Origin of the sequence: Burkholderia sp. Cy-637 (genome assembly GCF_011753175.1) — a bacterium.
GTDB lineage: Bacteria > Pseudomonadota > Gammaproteobacteria > Burkholderiales > Burkholderiaceae > Burkholderia > Burkholderia gladioli.
In genome coordinates this window covers 46,921-64,010 of sequence record NZ_VWWC01000023.1, presented here as the reverse complement: position 1 = coordinate 64,010, position 17,090 = coordinate 46,921, and the positions used below count along the sequence as shown (strand labels likewise).

Below are 17,090 nucleotides of genomic sequence, written 5' to 3'. Positions count from 1 at the left end.
CGCGCCACCTTGTGGCTGGCCGCGCGCGCGGTGCGCGACGCGCGGGTCGGCGCCGGGCTCGGCTGGCGTTACGCGATCGCCTCGCTGCACCGGCGCGGCGGCGCCAGCGCGCTGCAGATCACCGCGCTCTCGCTCGGCCTGATGTGCCTGCTGCTGATCTCGATCACGCGCGACGACCTGGTCGCCGGCTGGCGCAAATCCACGCCGCCCGATGCGCCGAACCAGTTCCTGATCGACATCCAGCCCGACCAGCGGCCCGACGTGGTGCGCTACCTCGCCTCGCACGGCATCGACGACGCGCCGCTGCAGCCGATGGTGCGCGGCCGCCTGGTCGCGATCGACGGCAAGCCGGTGAATCCCGACAGCTATCCCGACGCGAACGCGCGCCGGCTGGTCGACCGCGAATTCAATCTCTCGTACACGACCCAGCTGCCGGACGACAATCGCGTCGTCGAGGGCCGCTGGTTCAGCGATTCGCCCAAGCCGCAGATCTCGATCGAGGCGGGGCTGGCCAAGACGCTCGGCGTGAAGCTCGGCGACACGCTGCGCTTCGACGTTACCGGCCTGACTGTCGACGCGCCCGTCACCAGCATCCGCAAGCTCGACTGGGGCACCTTCCGCGTCAACTTCTTCGTGCTGATGCCGCCGGCCGCGCTGCAGGATTTCCCGGCCATGTACATCACCAGCTTCCACTTGCCGCCCGGGCGCGCGCGCCTGATCGACGGCCTGATCGCGCGCCAGCCCGGCATCACGGCGATCGACGTGGCGCCGATCCTGGCGCAGATCGAGCGCGTGCTGCTGCAGGTGGTGGGCGCGGTGCAACTGCTGTTCGGCTTCACGCTGGCGGCCGGCATCCTGGTGCTGTACACCGCGCTGGCCGGCAGCCGCGACGAGCGCGCGCGCGAGGCCGCGCTGCTGCGCGCGCTGGGCGCCTCGCGCAAGCAGGTGGGGGCGGTGCAGCGCGCCGAGTTCGTGATCGTCGGCACGCTGGCCGGTGTGTGCGCGGCGGCCGGCGCGCTGGCGATCGGCTCGGTGCTGGCCACCCTGGTGTTCCAGTTCGAGCTGGCGCTCAATCCCTGGGTGGTGCCGGCCGGTATCGCGGCGGGCATCGTCTGCGCGGGCGCGGCCGGCTGGTGGAGCCTGCGCGCGGTGCTGTCGCGCCCGGCGCTGCGCACCCTGCGCGACGCCTGAGCGCGGCGACTGCGGTATCGTTGCGCTTTTCCGTGGATCGAGTATCGAGGCATGACTGACGATGTAAGCGACGAGGACGCGCAATCGAAACCGAGCGCGTTCGAGCTGGTGGGCGGCGAGGCGCGGGTGCGCGAGCTGATCGACCGTTTCTACGACCTGATGGACCTGGAGCCCGAGTTCGCGGGCATCCGCGCGCTGCATCCGGCCTCGCTCGAGGGCTCGCGCGACAAGACCTTCTGGTTCCTGTGCGGCTGGCTGGGCGGCCCCGACCACTACGTGAGCCGTTTCGGCCACCCGCGGCTGCGCGCGCGGCACCTGCCGTTCCCGATCGGCAGCTCGGAGCGTGACCAGTGGCTGCGCTGCATGGCCTGGGCGATGGAGGACATCGGCCTGGACCTGCCGCTGCGCGAGCGCCTGATGCATTCGTTCTACGACACGGCCGACTGGATGATCAACCGCCGCTGAGCGGCGCGACGCGATCGAGGAGACAGCCCATGCACGAGCCGGTGCATGGGCTTTTTTCATGCATCCGTCCCTCGATGTTTTCTTTGACAAACGCTCTTACGATATATATCTTTCGATATGTTTTTCGATATCCAGGCGCGAGAGGCGGGCTTGCCGCCATCCTGAGCTCGACCGAATGTCGGCGAAATCTGGACGCTTCGGCCGCAAGATAGGCGCGATGCGCCGCGCCGCGCGGGATATCGAGGCAGGCGGCGCGGCCGCCCAGACAAGGATCGACGATCAACCCCGAAACGCGTGGCGCTGGTGCCGCGCGTTTTTCCGATGGAGCGCAAGCAATCCAATGACAATCACGCTCAACCCGTTGCGCGAACGCACCCTGCTGTGGCTGCTCGCGCTCACGCAGTTCACCGTCATCATGGACTTCATGGTGATGATGCCGCTCGGCCCGCAGATCATGCATGCCTTCGCCATCACGCCGGCGCAGTTCGCCTCGGCCGTTTCGGCGTATTCGCTGTGCTCGGGGCTGTCCGGCCTGTTCGCGGCCACCTATATCGACCGCTTCGACCGGCGCCGCCTGCTTCAAGCGACCTACGCGCTGTTCGCGCTCTCGAACCTGGCCTGCGCGCTCGCCGGCAATTTCCACCTGCTGCTGCTGGCGCGGGCCTTCGCGGGGCTCACCGGCGGCGTGCTCGGCGCGATCGTGATGGCGATCGTCAGCGACGTGATCCCGGTGGCGCGCCGCGGCGCGGCCACCGGCGTGATCATGACCGCCTTCTCGATGGCCGCGATCGGCGGCGTGCCGGCCGGCGTGCTGCTGGGCGCGCACTTCAGCTGGAGCGCGCCGTTCCTGCTGCTGGTGGTGCTGTCGGTGGCGATCTGGCTGGTCGGCACGCGTGTCGTGCCGCCGCTGGCCGAGCATGTCGGGCAGCCCACGCCGCTGTCGCAGGTCCTGCCGCAGTTGTTCAGCCTGCTCAGCCTGCCGCGCCACCTGAAGGCCTTCGCGCTGACCTTCGTGATGATGTCCGGCCACATGCTGGTGATCCCCTTCATCTCGCCGATGCTGGTCGCCAATCATGGCGTGCAGCCGCAGCAGTTGTCCTGGCTCTACATGGCGGGCGGCGCGGCCACCTTGCTCACCTCGCGCTGGATCGGCCGGCTCTCCGATCGCTACGGCAAGCGCCAGATGTTCCGCGTGACGGCGGTTGTGTCGATGCTGCCGGTGCTGCTCGTCACGCACCTGCCGGCCATGCCCTTCGTGGTGCTGATCGCCTTCTTCGGCTTCTTCATGGTGGCGATGTCGGGCCGGATGGTGCCGATGCAGGCCCTGCTCACCACCGTGCCGGAGCCCGCGCGGCGCGGCGCCTTCCTCAGCGCGAACAGCGCCGTGCAGGCGCTGGGCATGGGGATCGGCGCCTGGGTCGGCGGGCTGCTGCTGGCGAACGGGCCGAACGGCACGATCGTCGGTTACGGCTCCAACGGCTGGCTGGCGGTGGTCATGACGCTGATCACCATCGTCTGGGTCGCGCACGTGAAGGGTTCCGGGCACGACACGCCGATGCCTTCGGGGCCGCAGCCGGCCGCGGCGGTGGCCGAATCCTGAGCATCGAGGGCGTGCCGGGCGATCGGGCATGAGCGCCCGGCACGCATGACGACAAAGGGCGCCACGTGATGAACGTGGCGTCCTTTGTCATGGAGCAGGCAGCGCAAGCGGTTCAGCGGCCCGGCGTGTCGGCCGGCGTGCGCACGTAGACGCGCAGCAGTTCGTCGTCGTCGCCGGGGCGCGCGCCCTGCCAATACGGCTCCCACTCGTCGCCGAGCTTCGGCGCGACCGAGCGCGGGCTCTGCACGATCAGCCAGGTGCAGTTCGTCTGGTTCGGATCGGTGACGGGGCGATGCTCGATGTCGGCGAAATAACGCAGCATCGGGGCCTCCGATTCGCCGAGCCCGAGGCTCGCCATGCAGTCGCCCTCGTTCCATTGCTGGGCCAGGCTGCGGTCGAGATCGACGAACACCGAGCGATAGCTCTTCGCCGCGTCGAGCCAGGGCAGCAGCAGGGTGAAGATCAGGCCCCAGACCAGCACCACGCCGGCGGCCCAGGACAGCGCGCCGCGCCACTTGCCGGTCGAGCGCAGCCAGGGCAGCAGCCAGACCCAGCCGAGGGTCAGCGCCAGGCCGGCGAAGGCGAAGGGCAGTTGCAGCGGCGTGGTCCAGTCGAGCGGCAGCCAGCGGCCGAGCCAGCGGATCGGCTCGCGCGAGGCGTGATACGAAGTGATGATCGACCAGACATACCAGGCGTAGATCGCCACCGCGCCGAACACCAGCCGGCTGGCGTAATCCCAGCATTGCGCGAGGCGGCGCGGCAGGCGCTCGACGGCGTTGGCCGCGAGCAGCGCGAGCGGCGCGATGAAGGGCAGGATGTAGAGCTGTCGCGAGGTGGCCGACATCTGCAGCACCATCATGCCGATCCCGCCGAACAGGGTGGGCAGCGCCACCGCGGGTTCGCGCCAGGCGCGCCAGCGCCCGGCCGCGAGCGCGTAGGCGGCCAGCGGCCCGACCGGGAAGCCGACCGTCAGCAGCGCGCGCCAGATGAACAGCGGCTTGTCGTTCTCGGCGCCGAGCTCGGCCACCGAGAAGCCGAAGAAGCGCCCCACGTTGTTGTCCCAGAACCAAGTCATGAACAGCGTTTCCGAGCGCATCAGCAGCGCGATCGGCCAGATCAGCGCGAACGGCGCGAGCACCAGGCCCGCGATGCCGAGCGAGCGGAAGAAGGCGCGGCCGCGGCAGGCCGGATACAGCAGCATCACGGCGGCGAGCGTCGCGCCGAACACCAGCGGCACGAACAGGCCCTTGGCCATCAGCGCCATGCCCACGCCCAGGCCGAAGCCGGGCGCCGCGAAGCGGCTCGCGCGACGGCGCATGACCGCCTCGCCGACCAGTTCGAGCAGCGAGGCGAAGGCGATCGCGGCGCCGGCCATCAGCGCCACGTCGGTCATCATGTCGTGGACGTGCTTGACCACCACCAGGGTGCCCGCGCAAAGCGCGAGCGGGCCGAGCACCTTGAGGTCCAGCCAGCGCGGCGCACCGCTGGCGATGCGCGCGGCGCGGGCGGTGAAGCCGAAGGCGAGCGCGGCGAACAGCGCGCTGGCCAGGCGTGCCGCGTCGTGCAGCGGCAGGTAGCGGCCGAACAGCCAGGCCAGCGTGGCGGCGGTCCAGTCGTAGAGCGGCGGCTTCTCCATGAAGGGCTGGCCGGCGTTGCTCGGCACCACCAGGTCGCCGGTGTCGAGCATGTGCTGGATGATGCCGAAGGTATAGGTCTCGTCCTGCTTCCACGGATCGTGGCCGACGATGCCGGGCAGCAGGTAGGCGCAGGCGATCGCGATGGCCAGCGCCCAGACGCGCCAGCCGGCCTGCGCGAACGCGGCGGGCCAGCCGGGCGCGTCCGCGGCGGTATTGGACCAGGGCAGCCTCAGGCTCGGCGCGGCGCGGCGGCCGGCGCCCGACGAACTGTCCTGGGGCTGGACGGCATGACGAATCGGGGCGCGCGCGGACGAGCGCGGGCCGCCGGGAGTGGAAGGTCCCTGCATCGAAAAACGTCTCAGAAGTCGGTTGTTCGACCGGCTGCCTGGCTCGGTCGATTGTCGTGCCGTGAGGAAGGCGGGATGGCGGTGCGAGCCGCGATGGTCGCTAGTAGACCATGTTTTTATTACGGCTTGTTACGAAAACTGTCGCCCGAATGTGCGATTTTTTCGCGCATGTGCTGTTTTGTGATTTGTACGTTTGCGCTGTCGTTTTCGCGACACAGGGCGAGGGCGGCCGCGGCCCGTGCGCCGGGCGGAATCGCCCGTCCGTCATGGCGCCGGGCGCGAGCGGCGAGGTGCGCCGGCGCCGATCCTGGCCGCGCCTGCGCTCACCGGCAAATCAAGCCGTCAACGTCCGCCGCCGACGTCGACCAGGGTACCCGTCACGTAGGACGCGGCATCGCCGAGCAGCCAGACGATCGCCTCGGCCACCTCGTCGGCGCGGCCCGGGCGGCCGATCGGCGTCTGCGCGCCGAGCCGCGCCGCGCGATCGGGCTGGCCGCCGCTGGCATGGATCTCGGTGTCGATCAGGCCGGGGCGCACGGCATTGACGCGCACGCCGTGCGGCGCGAGTTCCTTGGCCAGGCCCAGCGTGAGCGTGTCGACGGCGCCCTTGGAGCCGGCGTAGTCGACATATTCGTTGGGCGAGCCCAGCCGCGCGGCCAGCGAGGAGACATTGACGATCGCGCCGCCGCGGCCGCCGCGATCGGTCGGCAGGCGCCGCGCCGCCTCGCGCGCGCAGAGGTAGGCGCCCAGCACGTTGACCTCGAACATGCGCGTGAGGCGCGTCAGCGCCATCTCGGCGAGCGGCTGCGGCGCGGCGACGATGCCGGCGTTGTTGACCAGCGCGTCGAGCGGGCCGAGTTCGCGCTCGACATGATCGAACATGGCGATCACCTCGGCTTCGACGGCCACGTCGCCGCGCACGGTGGTGACGCGCGCGCCGCCGGCGCGCAACTCGTCGGCCAGCGCTTCGGCCGCCGCGGCGTCGCGCGCGTAGTTGATGCCGACGGCCCAGCCGCGCGCGGCGAGCAGGCGCGCGGTGGCGGCGCCGATACCGCGGCTCGCGCCGGTGACGAGGACGACCTTGCTGTTCGATGCGGACATGACGAAGCGACTCCCGGTGAATGAGGGCTGAGGGGGACGATGGCGGGGGCGAACGACGGGACGGCGCGCTGGCGCTGCATCACGCGAGGCCGCCAGGGGAAGACGATACCGGCCGGCGCGAGAGCGCGCCAGCCGGCATGGCGATGAAGCGAAGGGGAAACGCGAGGATGGCCGGGGCGGCTTGCGCAGCCGGAAGACTCAGGGCGCCTCGCCTACCGGCGTCCACTTGTCGCGCGTGGGCGGCTGGTAGCGGCGCAACTGGTCGAGCAGGCCTTCGGGGTTCGCGTCGATGCAGAGCGACTCCACGTAACTGCCCGCCATGAAACCTTCCTCGACGGTATGCCGCAGCATCGTGACGAGCGGGTCGTAGAAGCCCTCGACGTTGAGCAGGGCCACCGGCTTGCGGTGATACCCGAGCTGGGCCCAGGTATAGACCTCGAAGAACTCCTCGAGCGTGCCGGCGCCGCCGGGCATCGCGACGAAGGCATCGCTGAGGTCGGCCATCATCTTCTTGCGGTGATGCATGTCGGGCACCACGTGCAGCTCGGTCAGGCCGTGATGGCCGACTTCCTTGTCGACCAGCAGCTTGGGGATCACGCCGATCGCGCGGCCGCCGGCGGCCAGCACCGCGTCGGCGATGATGCCCATCAGGCCGACCCGGCCGCCGCCATAGACCAGCGTCAGGCCGGCCTGCGCCAGCGCCTGGCCGAAGGCGCGCGCGGCCTCGGCATAGACGCCGCGCGTGCCCGCCGAGGAGCCGCAGTAGACACAGACCGACTTCATGATTTCGCGTCCTTGGGCGCGCCGCGAGGCGGCAGGTAGTCGTGGAATTCGCGCTTGGGCAGCTTGCCGGAAACCAGATCGTCGAAGATCTGCCGCGAGCGGCCGCGCAGGTACGGCGCCATCACCGAGATCACGTGCATGCTGACCTGATGCAGCTCGTCGCGGATCGCGTCCTGGTCGTTGTACTTGCGCGGGTGCATCACGTACTGGTACGAGAGCCAGTAGGTGGAGATCACCGCCATGTTGGTGGCGATCACCTCGATCTCGGCCGGCGTGGCCACTAGCTCCTCGTCGGACACCAGCAGCTCGCACATCTCGCGCGCGAAGCGCACCTTGTGGCTGATGATCTGCTTGAAGTGGGTTTCCAGCGTGCGGTTGCGCGCCAGCAGGTCGTTCAGGTCGCGATACAGGAACCGGTAGGTCCACATGAAATCGGCCATGTACTGCAGGTAGGACCAGGTCTCGTCGATGGTCGGACGATGGTCCTCGGGGAAGCGCAGTCGCCGTTCGATCTGCTGCTCGAACTGGGCGAAGATGCTGTTGATGATGTCGTCCTTGTTGCGGAAATGGTAGTACAGGTTGCCTGGACTGATTTCCATTTCCTCGGCGATCGTGGTGGTGGTCACGTTCGGCTCGCCGATCTCGTTGAATAGCTTCAACGACAGCTCGAGGATCCGTTCACGCGTGCGGCGGGGAGGTTTCGCTTCCATGTGTCGTCCGGCCCTGAATGTGCCGGACTGGCGGGCGCTGCATGAGGATGCTGCGTATTCGTCCGGCTCGGGTTAGCTGTTTTTCGAGACTATCGGCCGATTATAAACGGTCGTTCGCTTTCTCGGCGCTTTTCGTCGCACGAGCGGAACAATGGGAAAAGCAGGCGCCGATCGTTGCCGTTGCGGCACGAATCGGCAAGGATCGGCGCGCGTCGATCGACGAATCAGTGGCCGAGCCAGCGCGACACCACCGGCCAGAGGATGAAGCCCCAGGTCGCCAGGCAGGCGCCGAGCGCGACCGTGACGGCCGCGCTGCCGAGGTCCTTGGCGCGTTTCGAGAGCTCGTGGCGCTCCAGCGAAATCCGGTCGATTGCCGCTTCCACGCTGGAGTTCAGCAGTTCGACGATCAGCACCAGCAGCACCGAGCCGATCAGCAGCGCATGCGAAACCGCGTCGACCGGCATGAACAGACCGACCGGCACGAGGATCGCGGCGAGCGTCAATTCCTGGCGAAACGCGCTCTCCTCGCGGATCGCCACGCGAAAGCCGTTGACCGAATGCTTGAGCGCGTACCAGGCGCGCGTGAGCCCGCGATTGCCCTTGTAGGGGTTCGGCGGCAGCGGCGCGAGCGGGTCGTCGGTGCCGAGCGGCTCGTGATGCTCGTGCCCGTCGTGCGCATCGTGGGAATCGTTATCGGCATGCGGATCGCGCGCGAACGCGGCGGCGTTCAGCGCGGGACGGCGCAGCGGCGACGGGGACGGAGCGGGCGCTTTCGCGCGCATGGCAGGTTTCAAACGGCGGCGCCTTGAGGTTGGGAGCTGGCGGTGTTCGGCAGCGGCTTCAGGTGCGAGGCGAACTGCTCGGAGGCGGCGCGCCACGAGAAGCGCTCGGCCCATTCGCGCGCGGTGGCGCGATCGATCTTCAGCGCTTCCAGGCAGGCCTCGCGCAGGTCCTCGTTCATCGCGCCGGCGTGGCCGCCGCCGAGCACGTCGACCGGGCCCGTCACCGGGTAGGCCGCCACCGGCGTGCCGCAGGCGAGCGCCTCGAGCAGCACCAGGCCGAAGGTGTCGGTCTTGCTCGGGAACACGAACACGTCGGCCGCCGCGTAGACCTTGGCGAGCTCCGCCTGCGACAGCACGCCAAGATAATTCGCCTCAGGATAGCGTGATTTCAGCTCGGCCAGCGCGGGGCCTTCGCCCGCCACCCACTTCGAGCCGGGCAGGTCGAGCTTCAGGAAGGCCTCGACGTTCTTCTCGATCGCCACGCGCCCCACGTAGAGGAAGATCGGGCGCGCCGTGTTCAGCACCTTCGATTCCATCGGCTCGAAGATGTCGAGGTCGACGCCGCGGGTCCACAGCACCACGTTGTCGAAGCCGAAGGATTCCAGGTCCTGCTTGACCACCGGGGTGGGCGCCATCACCGCCAGCGAGGCGCCGTGGAACCAGCGCAGGAAGCGGTAGGTGCCCGACAGCGGGATGCCGAAGCGCGCCTGCACGTATTCGGGGAAGCGCGTGTGATAGGCGGTGGTGAAGGGCAGCTTGTGGGCGCGCGCGTAGCGGCGCGCGGCCATGCCGAGCGGGCCTTCGGTGGCGATGTGCAGCGCGTCGGGCGCGAACTCGTCGATGCGCGCGCGCAGCTTGCGGTACGGGAACAGCGACAGGCGGATCTCGGGATACGTCGGGCAGGGGATGGTGCGGAATTCCAGCGGCGTGAGCAGCTCGACGCGATGGCCGAGCGCGCTCAGCTCGCGCGAGGTGCTCTTCAGGGTACGCACGACGCCGTTGACTTGCGGCTCCCACGCATCGGTGACGATCATGATCTTCATGCAGGCATTCCTGTAGGGTGCGGGACGCGGGACAGCAGGGGGCTCACGCGGTGGCCTTCGCCTTGCGCGAGGTGGTGACGGGCGGCGATTGCATCACCGTCCAGTAGACGATCTTCAGCTCGCCCTCCATGGTCTCGACCAGCGCCGACAGGCTCTCCACCCAGTCGCCGTCGTTGCAGTACAGCACGCCGTCGATGTCGCGGATCTCGGCCTTGTGGATATGGCCGCACACCACGCCGTCGCAGCCGCGGCGCCTCGCCTCGTCGGTCATCACGTTCTCGAACGAGGAAATGAAGTTCACGGCGTTCTTGACCTGGTGCTTCAGGTACTGCGACAGCGACCAGTACTGGAAGCCGAGCCGGCTGCGGATCCGGTTGAACCAGCGGTTCAGCACCAGGATCAGCGTGTAGGCGGTGTCGCCCAGGTAGGCGAGCCACTTGGCATGCTGGATCACGCCGTCGAACAGGTCGCCGTGGACGATCCACAGGCGCTTGCCGCCCAGCGTGGTGTGGAAGGCCTCGCCGCGCACCTGGATGTCGCCGAAGGCGAGGTCGCAGAACTGGCGCGCCGCCTCGTCGTGGTTGCCGGGGATGTAGATCACCTGGGTGCCCTTGCGCGCCTTGCGCAGGATCTTCTGCACCACGTCGTTGTGCGCCTGCGGCCAGTACCAGCCCTTGCGCAACTGCCAGCCGTCGATGATGTCGCCGACCAGGTACAGGTACTCGGAATCGTTGTGGCGCAGGAAGTCGAGCAGGTAGGGCGCCTGGCAGCCGCTGGTGCCGAGATGGATGTCGGACAACCAGATGGTGCGGTAGCGATGCGCGGGTCCGTCGGATTCGTCGTGATGGCCGACGCTGGCGCTGGCCGGTGGCGGCAGGCTCGCGTCACCGCCGGCCGGGCCGGAAAGGAACGCCGAGGCTGCCGCACGGGCGCCGGCCGGGTCTTGGAAGAAGGTAGTCGCGGACGTTTTGAGGCCCATGCGTGACTCGCGCCGGTTGGGATAACCGGCATTGCGCCATGCGAGGATGACTGTGCCATGACAGTCACGGGACGTTCTTATTACGTTCTTTCGGCGCGGGAAACGATGGCGCCGACAGGCCCGCCGGGCATGGAGGAGGCGTGATCGCCCGAGCTTCGGCGAGCCTGATGCGCCGATGCGACAGTGGCGCCGCAGCGCCGCGCGACCGGCTGGAGAGCGATCAATGATCGGAGGATTGCGGCCGGCCGCGACGGTATTTCGGCCCGGCGAACCGGCGTGGCGGGAGGCCGGCGATTCAGCGCGGCTGCGCCACCACGCGCGTGCCGGCGAGGCGGTCGTGCGGGAACTGGCGGGCCGGATCGAGCCGCGCGGCGAGCGCCCACAGCACCACCCAGGCGGCCGTCACGGCAAGGGTGGCCGGCACCGGCAACTGCAGCAGCGGATGCAGGGCGAGCGGCGGCAGGAACCACAGCCAGCCGAGCAGGTAGCGCAGGATCGCGCGGGGTGCCGAGAGCGGGGCGCCGTCGGCGGCCACCAGCCTGAGGCGCCAGGTCTTCATCGGCAGCGTCTGGCCGCCGTGGGTCCAGAACCACACGAAGTAGGCGCCGACCACCAGGGCGATCCAGGCGGCGAGCAGGCGATGATGGACCAGGCCGTTGCGCTGCTGGAACACCAGCGCGAAGGCCAGCGCGGCGAAGAACACGATGCCGAACAGCAGCACGCCTTCGTAGAGCAGGGCGGCCAGGCGGCGGCCCACGCCCGGGCGGGGGCCGGCCGGTTCGATGGGGGAGGCGGCCGGCGCGTGGCTCACGAGCCCTTGAAGATCGACGGCGCGTCGGCCGGCGAGACCGGCAGCGGCGCGGGCGGCTGGACCGTGCCGGAGGCGGCCCTGGTCGGCACCCCGGCGCTGGCGCCCGCTTCGGCGGGTGGGGTCGCCAGCGGCGTGAGCGGCTTGGCGGGCGCGTTGGCCGGGTGGTCGTGCGCGTTGACCAGGCGGTTGATGTCGCGGTCGCTCTTGCCCGAGGGCGGCGCGCTGACCACGGTCGGCCGGCGACGGCGCTCGGCGGCGGCCAGCTTGGCCTTCTGCTCGGGCGACAGCTTCTGGTAGTCCTTCCAGGCGCGTTCGCGGGCCTGCGCGGGCAGATCCTGCGAGGCCTGGTAGTTCTCGCGCGCGACGCGCCGTTCCTCGGCCGTCATGTTGGCCCACTGGGTCATCCGCTCATGCAGGCGTTTCTGCTCTTCGGGCGACATCTTCGGGAATCGTGCGGCGATCCGCAGCCATTTGCGCTTGCGCGCATCGCTGAAGCCATCCCATTGGCGTTCGAAGGGCGCCAGCGCCTCGTGCTGCTGCGCGCTCAGGCGCGCCCAGGACAGCGGGCTGGCGGGCGCCAGCGTCGGAAATGCATTGGGCAGGGACAGGCTGACGGCGGGCTGGGCGGGCGGCGTGGTGCCGGAGGCCGCCACCGGCGCGGCGGCGACCGGCGCCGGGGTCTCGAAAAAACGGGGGTAGGTGGCCGCGTAGGCAACCACGAGCGCGATCGCGCTCCCGAAAAATATCGCCAGTCCCCGTTTCTGCATCGCCCCGTGCGTCCTTCTCTCTCTGGTCGCGCTCAGCGCGTGTGTGACAGGTATGCGTTGAACCCGTGGTCGAGGTACGCGTTGAGCGGCAGGTTGTCGTTCAGCATCGCGGCGTCGATGTCCGCGAGCTCGGCCGTGTGCTCGAGGTTTTCCCAGTAGGCGATGCCGACGATGCCGGCCAGCAGCACCACCAGCGGCACCGCGCGCAGGATCCGGCGCGTGAGCGACACCGGCCGCGGGGCCGGACCGCGCACCAGGCCGAAGCTGCCGGTGCCGCCGCCCGCGAGGGCGGGCACCAGCACGATGGCGGCATCGGGTTTCTTGCGCGCGAGCGCGGCCCGGCGCGCGGCGGCCAGCCGATCGCCGGCCGACGGGGGCAGCTCGGCCGCGCGTTCGTCCAGCGCGCGGCGGATCTTCAGGGCGAATTCCAGTTCTTTGAGTTCGGGAGCGGAGCTCATAGCGTGATTCCTTTGGCCTTGAGCGCTTGTGCCAATGCGTGCGTGGCCCGTGAGCAATGCGTCTTGACGCTGCCTTCGGAGCAGCCCATGGCAGCGGCTGTTTCGGCGACATCCATATCTTCCCAGTAACGCATCAGGAAGGCTTCCCGTTGACGCGCCGGAAGCTTGCGGATTTCGTCGTCGATCAGCGACAGCACCTGCTCCCGCTCCAGGCGCGATTCGCTGCTCTCGATGCCGCTGCCGTTGTCGGCCGTGTCGAGCGTTTCGAGCGGATCGAAGTCGTCGTCATCGGCGCCGCCGAGCGAGGAAAACAGGCTCACCCAGGTGTTGCGGACCTTCTGGCGGCGGAAGTAGTCGTGGATCGCGTTTTGCAGGATCCGCTGAAAAAGCAGGGGCAGTTCGGCGGCCGGGCGGTCGCCGTATTTCTCGGCGAGCCGGATCATCGCGTCCTGCACGATGTCGAGCGAGGCGTCGTCGTCGCGAACCGCGTAGGCGGCCTGCTTGAACGCGCGCCTTTCGACGCCCGCCAGAAAGTCGGCGAGTTCCTTGTCTGATGCCATTCCGTGAAAAGGTCTGCGCTCGAAGGGCCTGGAAGGACGAAAAATTCTGTAAACGGGGCGGATGCTAACAAATTTTCGTGCCGATCGGCATCCCGGGTGCCGCCACGAGGGTGCGCGGGATGGCGCCAGCCTGTGGTTTTATGATCAGCCTCCCGGCAGCAGGGATTTTTTTCTTGACCACTTGACTTCGCCAAGATATCGTCACCGGTTCGCAACATAAGTGATGGTCTCAATTGAGGCTGGCCCAAGAAGCCAGCTCGTCAACTGGACGCGCCGCTTGAACCCGAGCCACAAGTTCGGCAGAGAGCACCCGATCAATTTTTTGCCGAAAATTCGAAAGGTCGATATGAACATGCCCAGCGCGGAATTCTCCACGTCGGAACCTATTTCTGCCCCCTCGAGCGACTCGATCGGCGGTACCGTGCTGATGAAGGCACTGGCCGACGAGAACGTCGAATTCATCTGGGGCTATCCCGGCGGCTCGGTCCTCTACATCTACGACGAACTCTACAAGCAGGAAAAGATCCAGCACGTGCTGGTGCGCCATGAACAGGCGGCCGTGCATGCGGCGGATGCCTATGCGCGCGCGACCGGCAACGTCGGCGTGTGCCTGGTGACCTCCGGCCCGGGCGTGACCAATGCCGTGACCGGCATCGCCACCGCCTACATGGATTCGATCCCGCTGGTGGTGATCAGCGGCCAGGTGCCGACGGCCGCGATCGGCCAGGACGCATTCCAGGAATGCGACACGGTCGGCATCACGCGCCCCTGCGTCAAGCACAACTTTCTCGTGAAGGACGTCCGCGACCTCGCGGAAACGGTCAAGAAGGCGTTCTTCATCGCCCGCACCGGCCGTCCCGGTCCCGTGCTGATCGACATCCCGAAGGACGTCTCCAAGACGCCCTGCGAATACGTGCCGGTCAAGAGCGTCGCGCTGCGCTCCTACAACCCGGTCACCAAGGGCCATTCGGGCCAGATCCGCAAGGCCGTGTCGCTGCTGCTGACGGCCAAGCGCCCGTACATCTACACGGGCGGCGGCATCATCCTGGCCGATGCCTCGCGCGAGCTGAACCAGTTCGCCGACCTGCTCGGCTACCCGGTCACCAACACGCTGATGGGCCTGGGCGGCTACCGTGCCTCGGATCCCAAGTTCCTCGGCATGCTCGGCATGCACGGCACCTACGAAGCGAACATGGCGATGCAGCACTGCGACGTGCTGATCGCGATCGGCGCGCGTTTCGACGACCGCGTGATCGGCGACCCGGCCCACTTCGCCTCGCGTCCGCGCAAGATCATCCACATCGACATCGATCCGTCCTCGATCAGCAAGCGCGTCAAGGTCGACATCCCGATCGTCGGCGACGTCAAGGAAGTGCTCAAGGAACTGATCGAGCAGCTGCAGACGGCCGAGCACGGCCCCGACACCGAGGCGCTCGCGCAATGGTGGAAGGACATCGAGAGCTGGCGCGCCAAGGACTGCCTGAAGTACGACCGCGAGAGCGAGATCATCAAGCCGCAGCACGTGGTCGAGACGCTCTGGAAGCTCACCGGCGGCAATGCCTTCGTCTGCTCGGACGTCGGCCAGCACCAGATGTGGGCCGCGCAGTTCTACCGCTTCGACAAGCCGCGCCGCTGGATCAACTCGGGCGGCCTCGGCACCATGGGCTTCGGCCTGCCGGCGGCGATGGGCGTCAAGATGGCCCATCCCGACGACGACGTGGTCTGCATCACGGGCGAGGGCTCGATCCAGATGTGCATCCAGGAGCTGTCGACCTGCAAGCAGTACGACACGCCCGTCAAGATCATCTCGCTCAACAACCGCTACCTCGGCATGGTCCGCCAGTGGCAGCAGATCGAATACAGCAAGCGCTATTCCCATTCCTACATGGACGCGCTGCCCGATTTCGTGAAGCTGGCGGAGGCGTTCGGCCACGTCGGGATGCGCATCGAAAAGTCGTCCGATGTGGAGCCGGCGCTCAAGGAAGCGCTGCGTCTCAAGGATCGCACCGTGTTTCTCGACTTCCAGACCGATCCGACCGAAAACGTCTGGCCGATGGTCCAGGCCGGCAAGGGCATCACGGAGATGCTGCTCGGATCGGAAGATCTGTAACGGCGTGCCCGCGCGCCGCGCGCTCGGCGCCCGCTTCCACGAGGAGCGGGCCGCGCCGGGCGGCGCGCGGCAGGCATTCGAACTGGATTAGTCGAGACATCATCGGGAAGAAGCGAACATGAGACACATCATCTCCGTGCTGCTGGAAAACGAACCGGGCGCGCTCTCGCGCGTGGTCGGCCTGTTCTCGGCACGCGGCTACAACATTGAAACCTTGACGGTGGCACCGACCGAAGACAATTCGCTGTCGCGGCTGACCATCGTCTCCATTGGCTCGGACGACGTGATCGAACAGATCACGAAGCATCTGAACCGCCTGATCGAGGTGGTGAAAGTGGTGGACCTGACCGACGGTGCCCACATCGAACGAGAGCTGATGCTGATCAAGGTGCGAGCGGTCGGCAAGGAACGCGAAGAAATGAAGCGGATGGCGGACATTTTCCGCGGCCGCATCATCGACGTTACCGAAAAGACCTACACAATCGAATTGACGGGCGCGAGCGACAAGCTCGACGCATTCATCCAGGGGCTGGACGCGGGGGCGATTCTCGAAACCGTGCGCACCGGCAGCTCGGGCATCGGTCGCGGCGAGCGCATCCTGAAGGTCTGATGCGGCCGTATCGAACGAAGCCGGCGGCGCCGTCATGCCCCGGTAGCCTTACTCATTGAACGAACTCACTGCATTTAGCGAAAGGAATCATCATGAAAGTTTTCTACGACAAGGACGCTGACCTCTCCCTCATCAAGGGCAAGCAAGTCACCATCATCGGCTACGGCTCGCAAGGCCACGCCCACGCGCTGAACCTGAAGGAAAGCGGCGTGAACGTGACGGTCGGCCTGCGCAAGGGTGGCGCGTCGTGGAGCAAGGCCGAGAACGCAGGCCTGACGGTCAAGGAAGTCGCCGAGGCGGTGAAGGGCGCCGACGTGGTCATGATGCTGCTGCCCGACGAGCAGATCGCCGAGGTCTACGCCAAGGAAGTGCACGCCAACATCAAGCAGGGCGCGGCGCTGGCCTTCGCCCACGGCTTCAACGTCCACTACGGCCAGGTGATCCCGCGCGCCGATCTGGACGTCATCATGATCGCCCCGAAGGCCCCGGGCCACACGGTGCGCGGCACCTACTCGCAAGGTGGCGGCGTGCCGCACCTGATCGCGGTCGCCCAGGACAAGTCGGGCGCGGCGCGTGACGTGGCCCTGTCGTACGCGGCAGCCAACGGCGGCGGCCGTGCCGGCATCATCGAGACGAACTTCCGCGAAGAGACCGAAACCGACCTGTTCGGCGAGCAGGCCGTGCTGTGCGGCGGTACCGTCGACCTGATCAAGGCCGGTTTCGAAACCCTGGTCGAAGCCGGCTACGCGCCGGAAATGGCCTACTTCGAGTGCCTGCACGAGCTCAAGCTGATCGTCGACCTGATCTATGAAGGCGGCATCGCCAACATGAATTACTCGATCTCGAACAACGCCGAATACGGCGAATACGTGACGGGCCCGCGCATCGTCACGGAAGAGACCAAGAAGGCCATGAAGGCGGTCCTGACCGATATCCAGACCGGCGAATACGCCAAGAGCTTCATCCTGGAGAACAAGGCCGGCGCCCCGACGCTGCAATCGCGTCGTCGCCTGACGGCCGAGCACCAGATCGAGCAGGTCGGCTCGAAGCTGCGCGCGATGATGCCCTGGATCGCCAAGAACAAGCTGGTCGACCAGTCGAAGAACTAAGCGTTCGCTGAGCGACGGCCCCGGTTT

The 17,090-nt window shown here is 67.8% G+C and carries 17 protein-coding genes; 6 read left to right on the top strand and 11 right to left on the bottom strand.

Going from position 1 to position 17,090, the window contains the following annotated elements:
* From F3J10_RS09685 to F3J10_RS09675, 3 genes are all read left to right on the top strand, one after another.
* On the top strand, positions 1-1,191 hold a 1,191-nt coding region (locus tag F3J10_RS09685; protein WP_345791197.1), incomplete at its 5' end, for an FtsX-like permease family protein.
* Positions 1,192-1,242: 51 nt separating this feature from the next.
* A complete protein-coding gene (locus tag F3J10_RS09680) occupies positions 1,243-1,656 on the top strand; it encodes a group II truncated hemoglobin (RefSeq protein WP_025096483.1) in 414 nt (137 codons plus the stop codon).
* 340 nt (positions 1,657-1,996) lie between these two features.
* The gene (locus F3J10_RS09675; RefSeq protein WP_166916154.1) at positions 1,997-3,256 is read left to right on the top strand and encodes an MFS transporter; all 1,260 of its coding nucleotides are present in this window, start codon (positions 1,997-1,999) and stop codon (positions 3,254-3,256) included.
* A 112-nt stretch (positions 3,257-3,368) separates the two neighbouring features.
* Here the strand turns inward: F3J10_RS09675 and F3J10_RS09670 are convergent, their stop codons facing one another.
* The 11 genes from F3J10_RS09670 to F3J10_RS09620 all read right to left on the bottom strand — a co-directional run bounded on the left by F3J10_RS09670 (position 3,369) and on the right by F3J10_RS09620 (position 13,234).
* Positions 3,369-5,240, bottom strand: a complete 1,872-nt coding sequence (locus F3J10_RS09670; RefSeq protein ID WP_167241952.1) for a glycosyl transferase — start codon at positions 5,238-5,240, stop codon at positions 3,369-3,371.
* 342 nt (positions 5,241-5,582) lie between these two features.
* The gene (locus tag F3J10_RS09665) at positions 5,583-6,341 is read right to left on the bottom strand and encodes an SDR family oxidoreductase (RefSeq protein ID WP_036035454.1); all 759 of its coding nucleotides are present in this window, start codon (positions 6,339-6,341) and stop codon (positions 5,583-5,585) included.
* 198 nt (positions 6,342-6,539) lie between these two features.
* Positions 6,540-7,124, bottom strand: coding sequence for a TIGR00730 family Rossman fold protein (locus F3J10_RS09660; RefSeq protein ID WP_013698890.1), 585 nt, complete (start codon positions 7,122-7,124; stop codon positions 6,540-6,542).
* A complete protein-coding gene (locus F3J10_RS09655; RefSeq protein WP_013698889.1) occupies positions 7,121-7,834 on the bottom strand; it encodes a TetR/AcrR family transcriptional regulator in 714 nt (237 codons plus the stop codon). The genes F3J10_RS09660 and F3J10_RS09655 overlap by 4 nt, the downstream gene beginning before the upstream one ends.
* Before the next feature lie 224 nt (positions 7,835-8,058).
* Positions 8,059-8,616, bottom strand: a complete 558-nt coding sequence (locus F3J10_RS09650; RefSeq protein ID WP_166916160.1) for a diacylglycerol kinase — start codon at positions 8,614-8,616, stop codon at positions 8,059-8,061.
* A gap of 8 nt (positions 8,617-8,624) precedes the next feature.
* Entirely contained in the window at positions 8,625-9,659 is a 1,035-nt protein-coding gene (locus tag F3J10_RS09645) for a glycosyltransferase family 1 protein (protein WP_166916162.1), read from the bottom strand.
* A gap of 43 nt (positions 9,660-9,702) precedes the next feature.
* Positions 9,703-10,638 carry a UDP-2,3-diacylglucosamine diphosphatase gene (locus F3J10_RS09640; protein ID WP_025096477.1) on the bottom strand — a complete coding sequence of 312 codons (936 nt, stop codon included), beginning with the start codon at positions 10,636-10,638 and terminating at the stop codon, positions 9,703-9,705.
* A 295-nt stretch (positions 10,639-10,933) separates the two neighbouring features.
* The gene (locus F3J10_RS09635) at positions 10,934-11,449 is read right to left on the bottom strand and encodes an RDD family protein (protein ID WP_025096476.1); all 516 of its coding nucleotides are present in this window, start codon (positions 11,447-11,449) and stop codon (positions 10,934-10,936) included.
* Positions 11,446-12,216 carry a DUF3106 domain-containing protein gene (locus tag F3J10_RS09630; RefSeq protein ID WP_167241951.1) on the bottom strand — a complete coding sequence of 257 codons (771 nt, stop codon included), beginning with the start codon at positions 12,214-12,216 and terminating at the stop codon, positions 11,446-11,448. The genes F3J10_RS09635 and F3J10_RS09630 overlap by 4 nt, the downstream gene beginning before the upstream one ends.
* A 32-nt stretch (positions 12,217-12,248) precedes the next feature.
* A complete protein-coding gene (locus F3J10_RS09625; RefSeq protein ID WP_167241950.1) occupies positions 12,249-12,674 on the bottom strand; it encodes a DUF3619 family protein in 426 nt (141 codons plus the stop codon).
* A complete protein-coding gene (locus F3J10_RS09620) occupies positions 12,671-13,234 on the bottom strand; it encodes an RNA polymerase sigma factor (RefSeq protein ID WP_013698882.1) in 564 nt (187 codons plus the stop codon). Before F3J10_RS09620 ends, F3J10_RS09625 begins: the two co-directional genes overlap by 4 nt.
* Positions 13,235-13,580: 346 nt before the next feature.
* Between F3J10_RS09620 and F3J10_RS09615 the strand changes: the two genes are divergently transcribed.
* The 3 genes from F3J10_RS09615 (at position 13,581) to ilvC (ending at position 17,063) form a co-directional block, all read left to right on the top strand.
* Entirely contained in the window at positions 13,581-15,344 is a 1,764-nt protein-coding gene (locus tag F3J10_RS09615; RefSeq protein WP_025096473.1) for an acetolactate synthase 3 catalytic subunit, read from the top strand.
* 118 nt (positions 15,345-15,462) lie between these two features.
* Complete coding sequence (ilvN, locus tag F3J10_RS09610; RefSeq protein ID WP_013698880.1) at positions 15,463-15,954, top strand: acetolactate synthase small subunit; 492 nt, start codon at positions 15,463-15,465, stop codon at positions 15,952-15,954.
* Between the two features lie 92 nt (positions 15,955-16,046).
* On the top strand, positions 16,047-17,063 hold the full coding sequence (gene ilvC / locus F3J10_RS09605) for a ketol-acid reductoisomerase (protein ID WP_013698879.1): 1,017 nt from the start codon (positions 16,047-16,049) through the stop codon (positions 17,061-17,063).
* Positions 17,064-17,090: the final 27 nt, after the last annotated feature.